This is a genomic window from Streptomyces sp. NPDC005263, assembly GCF_042872365.1.
Classification (GTDB): Bacteria; Actinomycetota; Actinomycetes; order Streptomycetales; family Streptomycetaceae; genus Streptomyces.
In genome coordinates, this window is sequence record NZ_JBIAKJ010000011.1 from 1 (window position 1) to 16,072 (window position 16,072).

Annotated in this window: 11 protein-coding genes and 5 tRNA genes; 9 read left to right on the forward strand and 7 right to left on the reverse strand. The window is 69.5% G+C overall.

Annotated elements, in window-relative coordinates:
- Positions 1–292 precede the first annotated feature (292 nt).
- The gene (locus ACFYRY_RS36230; protein ID WP_389155638.1) at positions 293–1,429 is read right to left on the reverse strand and encodes a dihydrofolate reductase family protein; all 1,137 of its coding nucleotides are present in this window, start codon (positions 1,427–1,429) and stop codon (positions 293–295) included.
- Positions 1,430–1,491: 62 nt separating this feature from the next.
- Between ACFYRY_RS36230 and ACFYRY_RS36235 the strand changes: the two genes are divergently transcribed.
- Positions 1,492–2,004, forward strand: a complete 513-nt coding sequence (locus tag ACFYRY_RS36235) for a MarR family winged helix-turn-helix transcriptional regulator (RefSeq protein ID WP_389155641.1) — start codon at positions 1,492–1,494, stop codon at positions 2,002–2,004.
- A 124-nt stretch (positions 2,005–2,128) separates the two neighbouring features.
- Positions 2,129–2,767, forward strand: a complete 639-nt coding sequence (gene ribA, locus ACFYRY_RS36240) for a GTP cyclohydrolase II (protein ID WP_389155644.1) — start codon at positions 2,129–2,131, stop codon at positions 2,765–2,767.
- Positions 2,768–2,912: 145 nt separating this feature from the next.
- Here the strand turns inward: ribA and ACFYRY_RS36245 are convergent.
- The 5 genes from ACFYRY_RS36245 to ACFYRY_RS36265 form a co-directional block, all read right to left on the reverse strand.
- Positions 2,913–2,985, reverse strand: a tRNA-Lys gene (locus ACFYRY_RS36245).
- 109 nt (positions 2,986–3,094) lie between these two features.
- Positions 3,095–4,675, reverse strand: coding sequence for an amino acid permease (locus ACFYRY_RS36250; protein WP_389155647.1), 1,581 nt, complete (start codon positions 4,673–4,675; stop codon positions 3,095–3,097).
- 155 nt (positions 4,676–4,830) lie between these two features.
- Positions 4,831–6,966 carry a DEAD/DEAH box helicase gene (locus tag ACFYRY_RS36255; RefSeq protein ID WP_389155650.1) on the reverse strand — a complete coding sequence of 712 codons (2,136 nt, stop codon included), beginning with the start codon at positions 6,964–6,966 and terminating at the stop codon, positions 4,831–4,833.
- Positions 6,967–7,226: 260 nt separating this feature from the next.
- A complete protein-coding gene (locus ACFYRY_RS36260; RefSeq protein WP_389155653.1) occupies positions 7,227–7,772 on the reverse strand; it encodes a hypothetical protein in 546 nt (181 codons plus the stop codon).
- A 101-nt stretch (positions 7,773–7,873) separates the two neighbouring features.
- Complete coding sequence (locus tag ACFYRY_RS36265; protein WP_389155656.1) at positions 7,874–8,224, reverse strand: metallopeptidase family protein; 351 nt, start codon at positions 8,222–8,224, stop codon at positions 7,874–7,876.
- 111 nt (positions 8,225–8,335) lie between these two features.
- Between ACFYRY_RS36265 and ACFYRY_RS36270 the strand changes: the two genes are divergently transcribed.
- From ACFYRY_RS36270 to ACFYRY_RS36300, 7 genes are all read left to right on the forward strand, one after another.
- Entirely contained in the window at positions 8,336–9,919 is a 1,584-nt protein-coding gene (locus tag ACFYRY_RS36270) for a metallophosphoesterase (RefSeq protein WP_389155659.1), read from the forward strand.
- An 81-nt stretch (positions 9,920–10,000) separates the two neighbouring features.
- Positions 10,001–10,073: transfer RNA gene (locus ACFYRY_RS36275), tRNA-Glu, on the forward strand.
- Between the two features lie 37 nt (positions 10,074–10,110).
- Positions 10,111–10,185 (forward strand) — tRNA-Asp (locus ACFYRY_RS36280).
- A 24-nt stretch (positions 10,186–10,209) separates the two neighbouring features.
- Positions 10,210–10,283 (forward strand) — tRNA-Phe (locus tag ACFYRY_RS36285).
- Between the two features lie 185 nt (positions 10,284–10,468).
- Entirely contained in the window at positions 10,469–14,422 is a 3,954-nt protein-coding gene (gene hrpA, locus ACFYRY_RS36290) for an ATP-dependent RNA helicase HrpA (RefSeq protein WP_389155662.1), read from the forward strand.
- A gap of 94 nt (positions 14,423–14,516) precedes the next feature.
- Positions 14,517–14,591 (forward strand) — tRNA-Asp (locus tag ACFYRY_RS36295).
- Between the two features lie 249 nt (positions 14,592–14,840).
- Positions 14,841–15,128: a DUF6274 family protein gene (locus ACFYRY_RS36300; RefSeq protein ID WP_389155665.1), complete on the forward strand. Its 288-nt coding sequence runs from the start codon at positions 14,841–14,843 to the stop codon at positions 15,126–15,128.
- A 461-nt stretch (positions 15,129–15,589) separates the two neighbouring features.
- Here the strand turns inward: ACFYRY_RS36300 and bldC are convergent, their stop codons facing one another.
- Positions 15,590–15,796, reverse strand: a complete 207-nt coding sequence (bldC, locus tag ACFYRY_RS36305) for a developmental transcriptional regulator BldC (protein ID WP_003949541.1) — start codon at positions 15,794–15,796, stop codon at positions 15,590–15,592.
- Between the last annotated feature and the right edge of the window lie 276 nt (positions 15,797–16,072).

Sequence of the window (16,072 nt, forward strand, 5' to 3'; positions counted from 1 at the left end):
CTCCCAAGCCGGTCAAGACACTGAGCATCGAGCGCGCCAGCGAGTTCGTGGCGAAGGGCGACGCCCAGCACCCTGGCGACGTGGACAAGACCTTCGACGGCAAGGCGTCGACGTACTGGAAGACGAGCACCTTCCTGCGGGGGCCGCCCCCCCCCCCGCCCCCCCCCCCCCCCCCCCCCCCCCCACACACCCCCCCCCCCCCCCCCCCCCCCCCCCCCCCCCCCCCCCCCCCGGCCCCGCCCCCCCCCACCGAACCGCAGGCGCACCCCGCACCCAACCGCCGGAGGCACCGTCACCCCAGCAAATGCCGATTAGCCCCCATGGCCAGCCCCTCGTACTCCCCCAGCACCACCACATCCACCCCCGCCCCCACCAACACCCCACTCCCGTCAGCCCCTTGCACAAACGTGTCCGGCTCCCGCCACGCCGTCACCACCCGCCGCACCCCCGCCGAGAGAATCAGCTGAGCACAGGCCGCCGGCCGAGACGCCCGCCGAGCACAAGGCTCCAGGCTGCTGTAAACCGTCGCGGACGCAAGCCGCACATCCCCCGCATCGATCTTCGCCAGCGCAGCCTCCTCCGCGTGCACGACCGGATCGTCCCCCTCCCGCGAGTACCCCCGGGCAAGCTCCGTCCCGTCGGCCGCCACCACCACCGCACCCACACTGAACGCCGTCCGAGAGGGCGGACACCGATCAGCCAGCGAACAGGCCAGTTCCAGCCAACGCCGGTCCGCCGCCGAGGGAAGGCCGCCGACGCCGGGCGCCGTGGGCTCGTACCGCATGAGCACGACGTCCCCGATGGGACGCGTCTCCACCAGCCTCAGCCGCCCGCCCTGATACGCCCCGGGCCCGAAGAGCCGAGGCGCCCCCGGGTCACCGACGAACAACGGGGCCAGCACCAGCTGGAGTTCGTCCGCGAGCCCCTCCCGCAGCAACTGGGTGTGAACCAGGCCTCCCCCCTCGACCATGAGCCGCCCGACCCCCCGCACCTCACCCAGATGCTCCAGCAACAACCGCCAGTCGAGTTCGGCGCCCAACGCGACGACCTCCGTGGCCGGCCCCAGCCCCAGCGCACGAACCCGCTCCGCCCCCTTCTCGGTCGTGTAGACGAGCTTCTCGCCGCCGGTGTGCCAGAACCTCGCGGCCGGATCGAGGTCCCCCGACCCGCTGACCGTGACCTTCAGCGGATACTCCGCCCGCCCGGCCGCAACCCGGGCGGCCCGCCGCGACGCCGAGTTGACCAGCAGCCGCGGGTTGTCGGCGCGAATGGTCCCGGCGCCGACGAGGATCGCGTCCACCGAGGCCCGCACCTCGTCGACCCGGTCGAAGTCGGCCGGGCTGGAGAGCAGCAGACGCTCGGGGCCGGTGTCGTCCAGGTAGCCGTCGAGGGAGACGGCGGCGGAGAGGAGGACGTACGGGTGGGGCATCGGCGCGGTCCCTCTCGAAGGCAGGTCTTGGTTCAAGTTTGAAACAAACTTACACTGGGGGCATGACGACTCGCTGGCTCACCCCGAAGGAGCAGCGCGCCTGGCGCGCGTACATCGCCTCGGCGCACCTCCTCGAGGACGCGCTCGACCGGCAGCTCCAGCAGGACGCCGGCATGCCCCACATGTACTACTCCATCCTGTCCACCCTCTCCGAGTCACCGGAGCGGCGCCTTCGCATGACCGATCTCGCCGAGCAACTGAAGATCACCCGGAGCCGGCTGACCTACGCGGTGACCCGCCTGGAGAAGGACGGTCTGCTCCGGCGGGAGAACTGCAGGTGGGACAAGCGGGGCAGCATCGCCGCGCTCACCGACGAGGGGATGGCGGTCCTGGAAGAGGCGGCGCCGGGGCACGTCGAGACCGTACGGGCGTCACTGTTCGACCAGCTCACCGAGGAGCAGGTGGACCAGCTGGAGGAGATCTGTACGGCGATCGCGCGGGCGCTGGAGAGCGACGAGGCCCGCCCGGCGACGGACGACGTACCGTGGCGCCGCCGCTCCACCTCTCCTTCGTGACCTCCTCCCCTGCGTGACCTACGCCGCAATCCCATTGCTTCAAATTTAAAACATGGGTAGGGTCCGTACCCGTAGACCTGCTTCAAATCTGAAGCAGATGCCGCCCCCGGACCCGGAGAACCGCATGCCCGACTTCCCCGCCGCCAGCCCCCGCTCCCGCGTCCGGGTACCGCTGCGCTTCCACGACGGCTACGGCGTGAACGCCGAACTGGTCACCTTCCACGGTCTCGCCGACGGTCAGGAACACGTGGCCGTCGTCCTGGGCGACCCGGCCCCCGGCACCACCCCACTCGTCCGGCTGCACTCCGAGTGCCTGACCGGCGACGTCTTCGGCTCGGCCCGGTGCGACTGCGGCCCGCAGCTGCGTGAGGCCGTCGAGCGGATCGCGGACCGCGGCGGCGTCCTGCTCTACCTCCGCCAGGAGGGCCGCGGCATAGGCCTCTACAACAAGCTCGACGCCTACGCCCTCCAGGACCAGGGCCTCGACACCTACGCCGCCAACACCGCGCTTGGCCTGCCCGAGGACGCCCGCGACTACACGGCCGCGGCGCAGATGCTGAACGCCCTCGGCATCACCAGCCTGGATTTGCTCTCCAACAACCCCGACAAGGCCGACCAGTTGCGAGACCTGGGCATCGACGTCCACGACCGCGTACCCACCGGCGTCTTCACCACCCCCCACAACGTCCGCTACCTGCGCGCGAAGGTCCTCCAGACCCAGCACACCCTCCCCCTGGGCGACCTCACGTTCCACGCGGTCTGACACCGCACGAACCCGCCCACCACGGATGGCACTGCTCACCCACCGCCCACGCACCCACCCGAAAACGAAGCAGCGCCCGAGACGGCCGAAGCCGAAACGGACGCTGCGTAGCAGGTCAGAGGCACTATCCCCCGCCCACCACCGGTAGGCCCTGTGGGACTCGAACCCACAACCAATGGATTAAAAGTCCACTGCTCTGCCAATTGAGCTAAGGGCCCAGACGATGTTGCCTCCCCGAGCATAACCGCACATGGCCGCGTCTCCGATCGGGTATCGGCGACACGGCCGTGCCGGACGGTCATGGCGGAGCGGGGCGGGGGCGGAGTGTCAGGGATCAACCGGTTCTGGGGCGTTGACCCGGGCCGCTTCACGGGCCCGGGTGCGGTCGTGGTCGGGGTTGAGGAACCAGTGCCGGGCCGACGCCAGCCACCACGTCGCCGCGAAGCCCAGCACGACCAGGACGGCGACCGGGGCGTAGTTGAAGTTCTCCGCGGTGACCGGGGAGAGCTGCGGGAGCATGAACAGGATCGTGATCACGACGACCCAGACGACCGACACCACGCCCACGATCCGCGACCAGCGGCCCAGGTGCCACGGGCCCCGTGCGAAGGCCTCCCCCTTCCGCAGCCGCAGCAGCGTCGGGATGACGTACGCGATGTAGAGGCCGATCACGGCGATCGAGGTCACCGCCGCGTAGGCCGTGACATTGATCAGGTAGGGCAGGCCGAGCACCAGCGCTCCGCCCGCCGCCAGCCACACCGCCGCCACGGGCGTCCGGGTGCGCGGGCTCACCGTGTGCCAGACGTGGGAGAAGGGGAGCGCGCCGTCGCGCGAGAAGGCGTAGATCATGCGGCTGTTGGCGGTCACCGAGGCCATCCCGCAGAACAGCTGGGCACCGATCACGACCAACAGGAGCAGTTTGCCCGCGGTCGCGCCGAGCGCGTCGAGCAGGATCTGCGCCGGGGGCGCCCCCGTCGGGGACGCGAGCGCCCCGTCGTACGACTGGATCGCGAAGGTGAAGCCGAGCAGGAGGACGAAGCCGGCGATCCACGACGTCCAGATCGACCGCACGATGCCCTTGGGGCCGGCCGTCGACGCGTCGTGCGTCTCCTCCGTCATGTGGGCCGAGGCGTCGTAGCCGGTGAAGGTGTACTGGGCCATCAGCAGGCCCAGCGCCACCACGTAGGCACTGCTGCCCCAGCCCGTGTTGTTCACGAACTCCCCGAACACGAACGACGCCGACTGATGGTGGTCCGGTACGAAGGTCAGCGCGCCCACGATCACCGCCACGCCCAGCACGTGCCACCACACGCTCACGCTGTTGAGCAGACCGACGATCCGGACGCCGAAGGTGTTCAGCAGGCCGTGCAGCACCAGGATCCCGGCGAACAGCAGGACGGTCCGGCCCGCGGTCACCTCGAAGTCGAACTGGAGATTGAGGTAGGCGCCGAGGAATGACGCCGCCCCGAAGTCGACGCCCGCGGTCACCGCGATCTGGCCGAGCACGTTGAACCAGCCCGTGAACCAGGCCCAGGCCGCCGCGGTCCGGGGCGGGGCCAGCCGGTGGGCCCAGAAGTACAGACCGGCCGAGGTCGGGTACGCCGAGCAGATCTCGGCCATCGACAGACCCACGAAGAGGGTCATCAGGCCTACGGCCACCCAGCCCCAGGTGATCACCGCCGGGCCGCCGGTGTTCATGCCGAACAGGTACAGCGTCAGGCAGCCCGACAGGACCGAGATGATCGTGAAGGAGACCGCGTAGTTGGAGAACGCCGACATGCGTCGGGCGAGAACCTGCGTGTAACCGAGCTGGGCCAGGCGTTCCTCGTCGGAGAGTCCCTCACTGGAGGGTCCTGCCTCGGAGAGTCTTCCGTCCGACGGTCCACTCGCTATGGCGTCATCTGTCATGCCCCCAGCGATTCCCACCCAGCGTGCGTGACACACGTCACAACTTGGCCAGAAACAGCCCTTTTACCGCACAGGAACCCGCACAGGACCCGAACAGCGGAACGCCGTGGCCCCCGAATCCCGGGGACCACGGCGTTCACCGCTCACATGGCTTGTCAGCCGTTGCGCTTCCAGCGCGGCTTGTCGTCACGGCGACCGAACGAGGAGGAACCGGAACCGGAACCGGAACCACGGTGGTCGTCACGACGGCCGGAGGGGCGGTCGTGGCCGCCGGAGCGGAAACCGGGGCGGTCGCCCTGGCGGTCGCGGTTGAACGGACGGTCGCTGCCACGGTGTCCGCCGCGCTCGTCCCGGCGCTCGAAGGGACGGGCCGGACGGTCGTCCCGGCGGAAGCCGCCGCCACGGTTGTCGTCGCGACGCTCGAAGGAACGGCCACCGCCACGGTTGTCATCGCGGCGCTCGAAGGAACGGCCACCACGGTCGTCCCGACGGAAGCCACCACCACGGTTGTCGTCCCGGCGGTCGTCGCGGCGGAAGCCACCACCACGGTTGTCGTCACGGCGCTCGAAGGAACGACCACCACGGTCGCCACCCCGGTCACCACGGTCGTCGCGACGGAAGCCGCCACGGTCGTTGTCCCGACGGTCGTCGCGGCGGAAGCCGCCACCACGGTTGTCGTCACGGCGCTCGAAGGAACGACCACCACGGTCGCCACCCCGGTCACCACGGTCGTCGCGACGGAAACCACGGTCACCGCGGTCGTTGTCGCGACGCTCGTAGGAGCGCTCCGCCCGGTCCGCGTTGTCGAAGTCCTGCGCCACCGGCTGCTCGGGCACCGACACCGCGGCGGCCTCGGCGACCGCGGCCTGCGCCTGAGCCACCGCGGCCTCCGGGTCCTCGCCGCGCTCGCGGGCGGCCCGGGCGACCAGCCGGTCCGACTCCTCGCGCAGCTCGGTCGCGCGCCGCTGCGCGCGCTCCAGCTCCTTGCTGAGCTGGGCGACCTCACGCTCGGCCTGCTCCGCCGCGTTGCCCGCGGACTCGGCCTGCACCTCGGTCATCGACCGGGCACCGGTGATCTCGGCGACCTCCGGGTCGAAGGCCGTACCGCCCTGGATGATGTGACGCCCGGCGTCGACGCCGGCGTCCTCCATGAGACGGAAGATCTGACGGCGCTGGTGCGGCAGGGACAGGGACACGACCGTGCCCGTACGACCGGCACGGGCCGTACGGCCGGCCCGGTGCAGGTAGTCCTTGTGGTCGCCGGCCGGGTCCACGTTCAGGACCAGGTCGATGCCGTCGACGTGGATACCGCGCGCGGCGACGTCGGTCGCGACGAGCGCGTTGACGTAGCCCTTCTTGAAGTCCTCCAGCACGCGGGTCCGCGCGCCCTGCGTCATACCGCCGTGCAGCGCGTCGGCCTTCACACCGGAGTCGCACAGCTGCTCGGCGATACGGTCGGCGCCCAGCTGGGTGCGGACGAAGATGATCGTGCGGCCCTTGCGGGAGGCGATCGCGGCGGTGACCGGCGCCTTGTCCTTGGGCTTCACGATGAGGATGTGGTGCGACATCGTCGTGACGTTGCCCTGCGCGCTGTCGACCTCGTGCGTGACCGGGTCGGTCAGGTAGCGCTTGACCAGCGTGGAGATCTCGTTCTCCATCGTGGCCGAGAAGAGCATCCGCTGGCCGCCCGCCGGGACCTGGTCGAGCAGCTCGGTGACCTCGGGCAGGAAGCCCAGGTCCGACATCTGGTCGGCCTCGTCGAGGACGGCGATCTGCACGTTCTCCAGGGAGCAGGCGCCGCGGTTGATGATGTCGCGCAGTCGGCCCGGGGTGGCGACGAGGACGTCGACGCCGCGCTCCAGGGCGTAGATCTGGTTGCCCATCGACGTGCCGCCGCAGACGACCTTCATCTTCAGGCCCATCACGTCGCCGTAGGGCTGCAGCGCGTCGGCGACCTGCATGGCCAGCTCACGGGTCGGCGTGAGGATGACGGCGCGCGGCTTGTGCTTCTCGGTGCGGCCACCGGCCAGCGTGGCCAGGGTCGGCAGACCGAAGGAGAGGGTCTTGCCGGAGCCGGTGCGGCCACGGCCGAGGATGTCCTTGCCGGCCAGGGCGTCCGGGATGGTCGCCGCCTGGATCGGGAAGGGGGTGGTCACGCCGTTCTGGGCGAGCTTGCGCACGACGCCCTCGGGGAGGCCGAGGTCCGCGAAGGTGGCCTCGGGAGCGTCCGCCGCGCCCCCGGTGCCCTCGTTCTCGGGCACGACGACGTGATCAGTACTGGAAATGGACATGCGTATGCGAAACCTTCCGGAGTCTCGTCGGCACGCGCCCGTCAACTCCGTGTTTCGCAATACGACCGCCTCTATGCGGTCAGCCACGGCAAGGGAGAGAACGCGCCACACGGCGCGCTCTGCGTTGGCGCCGGGCAATGGGATCAAACGATCTACCACCATACGCACCCCTCACCCCCCAAGGCAAACCGAGCCGGATAGACGTAGCTCACACACCCCCGCGCGCGGGGCGGGCGCAAGTCGCACTTCCGGCCCGGGGGTTACGCCGCTGCCCCCGCCTCCGGTGCCGGTTCCCGCTGCGCCAGCTGGGGTTGCGGTCCCGGCGGTTCGTGCGCCGAGGACGACGGCTCGGGGGTCGGCGGGTCGGGGGTCGGCGACGCCGGCGGCGGGGGCGGAGTCGGGGTCGGCGGTGGCGGCGGCTGCTCGACCGTCCGGGTGGGCACCGGGTCGATCCTGGTCGGCGACGGCACCCCCGGCTGCGGCGGCCTGACCTGCCCGTCCTCCGCCGGGGCGGACGCGCCGTCCGCCGCCCGCGCCGGGGCCGACGCCCGCTCCGACGCCCCCTTGCCCTTCTTGTGCTTGCCGGGCCCGTGCCTGCCACCACCGGCCGCCGCGCCCACGCCCACGCCACCGCCCGACCCCGCCGCCCCTCCGTCGGGCTCCTCACCGCCCCGCTGCCCGGCCGAGTGCGACGGCTTCACGCCTCCGCCACCCCGGTCGTCGTCACCCACGCTCATACAGCCGGCGGCAGCGGCGACGGCCATCACCGTGGCGGCCAGACGGACGGGTACGTACAAGGGGCGCACGGGCAGCCACCTCCGGTGGAGGGTGAACGAGTCAACCCGTCCAACTCCCGCCGCCCACAAGAGGACACGCGCCCGTATCGAACACCGTCACTCCTTACGGCTCACCCGTACCCGAGCGCGTGCAGCCGGGCGTCGTCGATCCCGAAGTGGTGCGCGATCTCATGGACCACGGTCACCTCCGTCTCCGCGACGACCTCCTCCCGCGACGCGCACATCCTGAGCGTCGGCCCGCGGTAGATCGTGATCCGGTCCGGCAGCACACCGGCGTACCACTCACCCCGGTCGGTCAGCGGAGTCCCCTCGTACAACCCGAGCAGCTCGGGATCGTCCGCCGACGGCTCGTCCTCGACGAACACCGCGACGTTGTCCATCAGCCGCGTCAACTCCGGCGGAATCCGGTCCAGCGCCTCGGCGACCAGTTCCTCGAACTCCTCGCGCGTCATCTCCAGCACAGGCCCATTGTCCGGCACGGAACGCCTGTACGAGAGTCGCGAGCACCCCGGCGCTCCCCGCGCTCCCCAAACTCCCGCATATCAACGGGTGGACTTGGGCATACGGGACCAATGGCCCGCGTCCCCGTCGCCGTCCGGAGCCTCGTGAACCCCATCCGCAGGACCCTGCGCACCCTCGCCCGCCGCTACCGCACCGGCCGCCCCCAACCGGTGGTCGAACTCGTCCCACAGCCGCACCCCTGGGCCCGCGCCCTCGGACTGGTCACCGTCGTCGTGGTGGGCGCCTGGCTGGGCCTGCTGATCGTCGGCAACGTACGGGCCCCGGTCGGCCCCATGAACACCACGATGACCCTGCGTCCGTCGCTCACCGGCGGCACGAAGATCAACGTCTCGCCGCTCGGCGCGCTGCAGATGGACAGCCACCACGCCCCGGTCCGCCTGGACGTCAACGTCGACCAGCTGGACCCGGTCCGCTCCCAGGCCCTGGTCGACCACCCCGAACGCCTCGCCGGGCTCCAGGACGAGGTCACCCAGGACGTCGCCCACGGCACCCTCGACCTGGCCGTCCGCTCCTGTGTCGCCGTCGTCTCCGGCGCCACCGCCCTCGGCCTCGCGGTCTACCGCCGCCCCCGCCGCGCCCTCGCCGCCGGCGGCCTGGCGTTCACCCTCCTCGCCGCCTCGGGCACCACGGCGTACGCGACCTGGAACCCGGAGTCGGTCCTCGAACCGAAGTTCTCCGGACTGCTCTCCTCGGCACCGTCCCTGGTCGGCAACGCCCGCAGCATCGTCACCGAATTCGACGTCTACCAGAAGGAGTTGGCCCGCCTGGTCACCAACGTGACGAAGCTGTACGACGCCACCTCCACGCTCCCGGCCTACGCACCCGACCCGTCCACCATCCGCGTTCTGCACGTCTCCGACATCCATCTGAACCCGGCGAGCTGGAAGATCATCGCCTCGCTGGTGGAGCAGTACAAGGTGAACGTGATCGTCGACTCCGGCGACACCATGGACCACGGCACCGCGGCCGAGAACGGCTTCCTGGACCCGATCGAGGACCTGGGCGCCCCCTACGTCTGGGTCCGCGGAAACCACGACTCGACGCTCACCCAGCGCTATCTGTCCCGGATGAAGAACGTGCACGTCCTGGACGACGGCCGGGCGCAGACCATCGCCGGCCTGCGCTTCGCCGGCATCGGCGACCCGCAGTTCACGCCCGACCGCTCGACGCGGCCCGGCGGCGACGCGGCCCAGGTACTGGCGGGCGCCCGCCTGGCCTCGGCCCTGCGCGACCAGCGCGCGGCCGGCACCCCCGCCGACATCGCCGTCGCCCATGAGCCGGTGGCGGTCCGCGAGGTCGACGGCGAGGTCCCGCTGGCCCTGGCCGGCCACCTCCACCACGAGGAGATGGAGGTCATGAAGTACGGCACCCGCCTGCGGCTCGAGGGCTCCACCGGCGGCAGCGGTCTGCGCGCGGTGGAGGGGAAGTACCCCGATCCCATCCAGGCCTCGATCCTCTACATGGACCGCGACACCCGCCGGCTCCAGGCCTGGGACGAGATCGAACTGGGCGGCCTGGGCCTGACGACAGCTGAGGTCAGCCGCCACCTGGTCAAGGAGAACCAGCCCGGCGCCACCCCCTCCCCCGGCTCGTCCTCCCCCAGCCCTTCCACCCCCTCTACTGAGGCCCCCTAAACCGTTTTGGCGATCCCTCCCGCCATCGCCTATGCTTCACACGTCCCCGACGCGCTGACACAGCGCCCAGGCGGGCCGATAGCCCTCATCGTCTAGCGGCCTAGGACGCCGCCCTTTCAAGGCGGTAGCACGGGTTCGAATCCCGTTGGGGGCACGCAATACCGTGTGCGACACTGTCGTACGCACAGCAAGGTCCTGTGGAGCAGTTTGGAGTGCTCGCCACCCTGTCAAGGTGGAGGCCGCGGGTTCAAATCCCGTCAGGACCGCTGAGGTTTCACGTGAAACCTCGTGGCTGGGTAGCTCAGTTGGTACGAGCGATCGCCTGAAAAGCGATAGGTCGCCGGTTCGATCCCGGCCCCAGCCACAGCTAAGGCCCCGATCTTCGGATCGGGGCTTTGTTGTGTGTCGTATGGAGTCGTATGGATCGGCTCGGGCTGCGAGCGTGTCGTACGGATCGGCTCGGGCTACGAGCGTCCGAGTGCCCTGATCACACCACGGACACAAAAGCGTTCGCCCGGAAATTCGCGAGGGTGAGATCCTGGGTTCCGTATGTCTACGCACCCTGCCCCCGCCCTCAGCGCCCTCGCCCCCCGTCTGACCGAGCTCTCCCTGCGCGACGCGCAGCGACTCGGGCGGCGGCTCGAAGGTGCGCGCAAGATCCGTAAGCCCGAGGCCCGGGCCGCCGTTCTCGCTGAGATCGAGGCGGAGGTGGCCAAGGGCGAGGCTCGTATGGCTGCGCGGACGGCGCGTGTGCCGGCCGTCAGCTACCCCGAGCAGCTGCCCGTCAGCCAGAAGAAGGACGACATCGCGGCCGCCATCCGTGATCACCAGGTGGTCATCGTGGCCGGTGAGACGGGGTCGGGCAAGACGACGCAGATCCCGAAGATCTGTCTGGAGCTCGGGCGCGGAGTGAAGGGGATGATCGGGCACACCCAGCCCCGCCGCATCGCCGCCCGCACCGTGGCGGAGCGAGTCGCGGAGGAACTCGACACGCCTCTCGGCGAGGCCGTCGGCTGGAAGGTGCGGTTCACCGACCAGGTGAACCCGGAAGCCACCTTCGTCAAGTTGATGACGGACGGCATCCTGCTCGCCGAGATCCAGACCGACCGCGAGCTGCGCGCCTACGACACGATCATCATCGACGAGGCCCACGAGCGGTCCCTGAACATCGACTTCCTCCTTGGCTACCTCGCCCAACTGCTGCCGAAGCGCCCCGATCTGAAGGTCGTGATCACCTCCGCGACCATCGATCCGGAGCGCTTCTCCCGGCACTTCGGGGATGCCCCGATCGTCGAGGTCAGCGGGCGTACGTACCCCGTGGAGGTCCGCTATCGCCCGCTCCTGGAGGAGGACGGCGAGGACTCCGACCGGGATCAGATCACCGCGATCACCGAAGCCGTCGAAGAGCTCATGGGCGAGGGCAAGGGCGACATCCTCGTCTTCCTCTCCGGCGAGCGGGAGATCCGGGACACCGCGGACGCGCTCGAGAAAAAGAAATTTCGCTTCACCGAAGTCCTGCCCCTGTACGCCCGGCTCTCGCACGCCGAGCAGCACCGCGTCTTCCAGCAGCACACCGGACGCAGGATCGTCCTGGCGACCAACGTCGCGGAGACCTCACTGACCGTCCCCGGGATCAAGTACGTCATCGACCCCGGTTTCGCCCGCATCTCCCGCTACAGCCACCGCACCAAGGTCCAGCGCCTGCCCATCGAGCCGATCTCGCAGGCCAGCGCCAACCAGCGCAAGGGCCGCTGCGGCCGCACCAGCGACGGCATCTGCATCCGCCTCTACGGCGAGGACGACTTCGAGGCCCGGCCCGAGTTCACCGACGCGGAGATCCTCCGGACGAACCTCGCCTCCGTCATCCTGCAGATGACCGCGGCCGGTCTCGGCGACATCGAGAAGTTCCCGTTCATCGACCCGCCGGACCACCGCAACATCCGTGACGGTGTCCAGCTCCTCCAGGAACTGGGCGCGTTGGACCCGGCGGAGAAGGACGTACGCAAGCGGCTCACGCAGACCGGCCGCAAACTCGCGCAGCTGCCCGTGGACCCGCGGCTGGCGCGGATGGTGCTGGAGGCCGACAAGAACGGCTGTGTCCGGGAGGTCATGGTGATAGCGGCCGCGCTGTCCATCCAGGACCCGCGCGAGCGCCCCGCCGACAAGCAGACCCAGGCCGACCAGCAGCACGCCCGCTTCCGGGACGAGACCAGCGACTTCCTCGCCTACCTCAACCTGTGGCGGTACGTGCGGGAGCAGCAGAAGGAGCGGGGTTCCTCGTCCTTCCGGCGCATGTGCAAGCAGGAGTACCTGAACTTCCTGCGCATCCGCGAATGGCAGGACATCTACACGCAGTTGCGTACGGTCGCCAAGCAGATGGGCATCCATCTGAACGAGGAGGACGCGGCCGACCAGAGCGTCCACGTCTCCCTCCTCGCGGGCCTGCTCTCCCACATCGGCATGAAGGACGTGAAGGAGGGCGCGAAGAACGACTATCTGGGCGCCCGCAACGCCAAGTTCGCGATCTTCCCCGGTTCGGCCCTCTTCAAGAAACCCCCGCGGTTCGTGATGTCCGCGGAACTGGTGGAGACGTCCCGGCTGTGGGCGCGGGTCAACGCGAAGATCGAGCCCGAGTGGGTCGAGCCGCTCGCCGAGCACCTGCTGAAGCGCACGTACAGCGAGCCGCACTGGGAGAAGGACCAGGCGGCGGTGATGGCGTACGAGAAGGTCACGCTGTACGGCGTCCCGATCATCGCCCAGCGCAAGGTCAACTACGGCCGGATCGACCCGGAGACCTCCCGCGAGCTTTTCATCCGCAACGCCCTGGTCGAGGGTGACTGGCGCACGCACCACAAGTTCTTCGCCGACAACCGCAGACTCCTCAGTGAGGTCGAGGAGCTGGAGCACCGGGCCCGGCGCCGGGACATCGTGGTCGACGACGACACGCTCTTCGACTTCTACGACCAGAAGGTGCCCGAACATGTCGTTTCCGGCGCCCACTTCGACTCCTGGTGGAAGCGCAAGCGGCACGAGCAGCCCGACTTCCTCGACTTCGAGCGGGAGATGCTCATCCGGGAGTCGGCGGAGGCGGTCACCAAGGCCGACTATCCGGACTCGTGGCGGCAGGGCCCGCTGAAGTTCCGGGTGACGTACCAGTTCGAGCCGGGCGCGGACGCGGACGGTGTGACCGTCCACGTTCCCCTCCAGGTCCTCAACCAGGTCACGGACGAGGGCTTCGACTGGCAGATCCCGGGCCTGAGGGAAGAGGTCGTCACCGAACTGATCCGCTCCCTGCCGAAGCCGATCCGTCGTCATTACGTGCCGGCGCCGAACTTCGCGAAGCGGTTCCTGGACACGTCGGTGCCCCTCCAGGAGCCGCTCACCACGACCATGGCGCGTGAGCTCAAGCGCATGGTCGGCGTCCCCTTCACCGCGGACGACTTCGACTGGTCGAGGGTCCCCGACCATCTCCGCATCACCTTCCGGATCGTCGACGAGCGCCGCCGCAAGCTGGCCGAGGACAAGGACCTGGAGGCGCTGAAGCTCCAGCTGAGGCCGAGGGCGAGGCAGGCCCTGTCCCAGGCGGCGGCCGCGACCGCCGAGCGTCAGGGCGGCGAGTCCCTGGAGCGCAAGGGCCTCACCGACTGGACGATCGGCTCCCTGACCCGCGTCTTCGAGACCCGCCGCGCCGGCCAGCCGGTGAAGGCGTACCCGGCGCTGGTCGACGACGGACTGACGGCGAACACCGTCTCGGTACGGCTCTTCGACACCGAGGCCGAGCAGGCGGCGGCGATGTGGAAGGGCACCCGGCGGCTGATCCTGCGCAACATCCCGGTCAACCCGGCGAAATTCGCGAGCGATCGCCTGACCAACGCGCAGAAGCTCGCCCTGTCCGCGAATCCGCACGGGTCTATCCAGGCGCTCTTCGACGACTGCGCGATGGCGGCGGCGGACAAGCTGATCGGCGACTTCGGCGGCCCGGTGTGGGACGAGGAGTCGTACCGCAAGCTGTACGAGAAGGTACGCGCGGAGATCGTCGACACGACCGTCCGTACGGTGGGCCAGGTGCAGCAGGTGCTGGCCGCCTGGCAGGCCTGCGAGCGCCGGCTGAAGGGCGTGCGCAGTGCCGTGCTGCTGGCGAACCTGGCGGACGTACGGGCACAGCTGGACGCCCTGGTGAAGCCGGGCTTCGTGACGGAGGCGGGGCTGCGGCGGCTGCCCGACCTGATGCGCTATCTGGTCGCCGCGGACCGGCGGTTGCAGCAGATGCCGACGAACGTCCAGCGGGACACCACACGCATGGAGAAGGTCCACGAGATGCGGGACGAGTACGCGTGGCTGCTGGAACAGCTGCCGCAGGGCCGCCCGGTGCCGTCCGCGGTGCGGGACATCCGGTGGATGATCGAGGAGCTGCGGGTCAGCTATTTCGCGCACGCGCTGGGCACGGCGTACCCGGTCTCCGACAAGCGGATCGTGAAGGCGATCGACGCGGCCGTACCGTAGTGACATCCGCACACTGGGTGAGTTCGACCAGGAGGCGCCTGCTCCTGTAGAGTCTCTTCTCGCAGCGCAACGCAAGATCAGCGCCGCAAAACCTGGTCCTGTGGAGCAGTTTGGAGTGCTCGCCACCCTGTCAAGGTGGAGGCCGCGGGTTCAAATCCCGTCAGGACCGCAGTAGAGAAGGGCCCGCACCCGTCAGGGATGCGGGCCCTTCTTCGTGCCCGGCACCCGCCCAGGCCCTCACCACCTCGCGTCATCCCGACAGGCCCACGGTGAGGGACCTTCAGTCTTCGGCCTGGACTTCTCCGAGTTGGCCCCGTCAAAGGGCCCTGCGGGAGGCACACGCCGTCTTGACGGCGTCCCGTTCCCCCGGTACCCAGAAGTCAGGGCTGCCTCGCGTGCGGCCTCCCGGAGGTGGCGTATGGCGGCATCGACCAGGCACGAGACACGGGCGTTGCTCCGTGCGCACCTGTCGGCCGCCGCCTCCTATCGCCATCTGACGCACCACTGTCCGATCTGCCACCGCCTGTTGCGGCTGGCGATGGACTCCGCCCCGCCGACAGCGCAACCGACCACCCAACCGCTCGCGCCACCCGCCGTCCGGCGAACCACCCAGCAAGCCACCCCGCCGGCCACCCCGGAGCCCGCCAAGGAGCCCGCCAGGGACGTGGACGCGGGCACGGAGGACGGGAGCCCCGCCCCCGCGTGACCACCGGCGATCCCCAACCGCCCACCACCCAGGGGCCGCTGGAACACACGCCTCCTCTAGCGCACCTGAGTAGGGCGCAACAAGGACCGTGACGTGTGACGGGTGTCACCGCATGAGTTTTTGAAACTGCGGTACTTACGCCTCACCTACAAGTGGTCAATTTTATATGTGCAATTGCACCACCCTCGGAGAGCCGCCCACAGCGGATCCGACAGCCCTCCCCAGACTCCGACAAGGCCGCCCACAGACCCGCCTCATCGGACACCTTCCGCACACAAAAAAGATCGCGCTGGACTCGGCGGAGTCCAGCGCGATCGACGACGCACCCTGTGTTGTGCTCGGAAGCCCCTGGAGGCTTGGGCGTGAGGCCTGTTGGGGCAGGACCCGCGTCGCTTGGAGCTGTGGTGCCGGGCGCTACGACAAGTGGGGGACCTGCCGGTTTTGCCCGGTTATTCAGTTGTTCAGGCCTCGCTGCGCTGCTGCGGGATGCCCGCGAGCAGTGCGCGGACCTCAGCCTCGCGGTAACGGCGGTGCCCGCCGAGCGTACGGATGGACGTGAGCTTGCCGGCCTTCGCCCACCGCGTGACCGTCTTCGGGTCGACGCGGAACATCGTGGCGACTTCAGCCGGGGTCAGCAGCGGCTCGGCATCAGGGGTGCGAGCGGTCATGAGCGGCCTCCTCGGGAGAACCGAACCTTCTCGGTTCATTCCTCTAAATTCTGCACCTTGACCCGCGTTGCCCGAAATGGCGGACGCGAGTCGAGTCGGTTATAGGACGAACGGCTTGTCCTCGGCACTACAACTACACCATCTGTCCAGCCGCGTAGGCCAAACCGATGGAATTGCCCCTCCAGGTGTTCATCAGCCACGGAAGCCGATGGACCATGCCATAGCGGACAGTCACGCCGCTGTGACGATCAGTCACAGGACGATCAGGAGACATCA

What these genes read in the sequence shown, in the direction of transcription:
- ribA (WP_389155644.1), top strand. Translation starts at nt 2,129, where the DNA reads ATGCCCGACTTCCCCGCCGCCAGCCCCCGCTCCCGCGTCCGGGTACCG.
- ACFYRY_RS36270 (WP_389155659.1), top strand. Translation starts at nt 8,336, where the DNA reads ATGGCCCGCGTCCCCGTCGCCGTCCGGAGCCTCGTGAACCCCATCCGC.
- ACFYRY_RS36235 (WP_389155641.1), top strand. Translation starts at nt 1,492, where the DNA reads ATGACGACTCGCTGGCTCACCCCGAAGGAGCAGCGCGCCTGGCGCGCG.
- hrpA (WP_389155662.1), top strand. Translation starts at nt 10,469, where the DNA reads ATGTCTACGCACCCTGCCCCCGCCCTCAGCGCCCTCGCCCCCCGTCTG.
- bldC (WP_003949541.1), bottom strand. Translation starts at nt 15,796, where the DNA reads ATGACCGCTCGCACCCCTGATGCCGAGCCGCTGCTGACCCCGGCTGAA.
- ACFYRY_RS36300 (WP_389155665.1), top strand. Translation starts at nt 14,841, where the DNA reads ATGGCGGCATCGACCAGGCACGAGACACGGGCGTTGCTCCGTGCGCAC.
- ACFYRY_RS36250 (WP_389155647.1), bottom strand. Translation starts at nt 4,675, where the DNA reads ATGACAGATGACGCCATAGCGAGTGGACCGTCGGACGGAAGACTCTCC.
- ACFYRY_RS36255 (WP_389155650.1), bottom strand. Translation starts at nt 6,966, where the DNA reads ATGTCCATTTCCAGTACTGATCACGTCGTCGTGCCCGAGAACGAGGGC.
- ACFYRY_RS36230 (WP_389155638.1), bottom strand. Translation starts at nt 1,429, where the DNA reads ATGCCCCACCCGTACGTCCTCCTCTCCGCCGCCGTCTCCCTCGACGGC.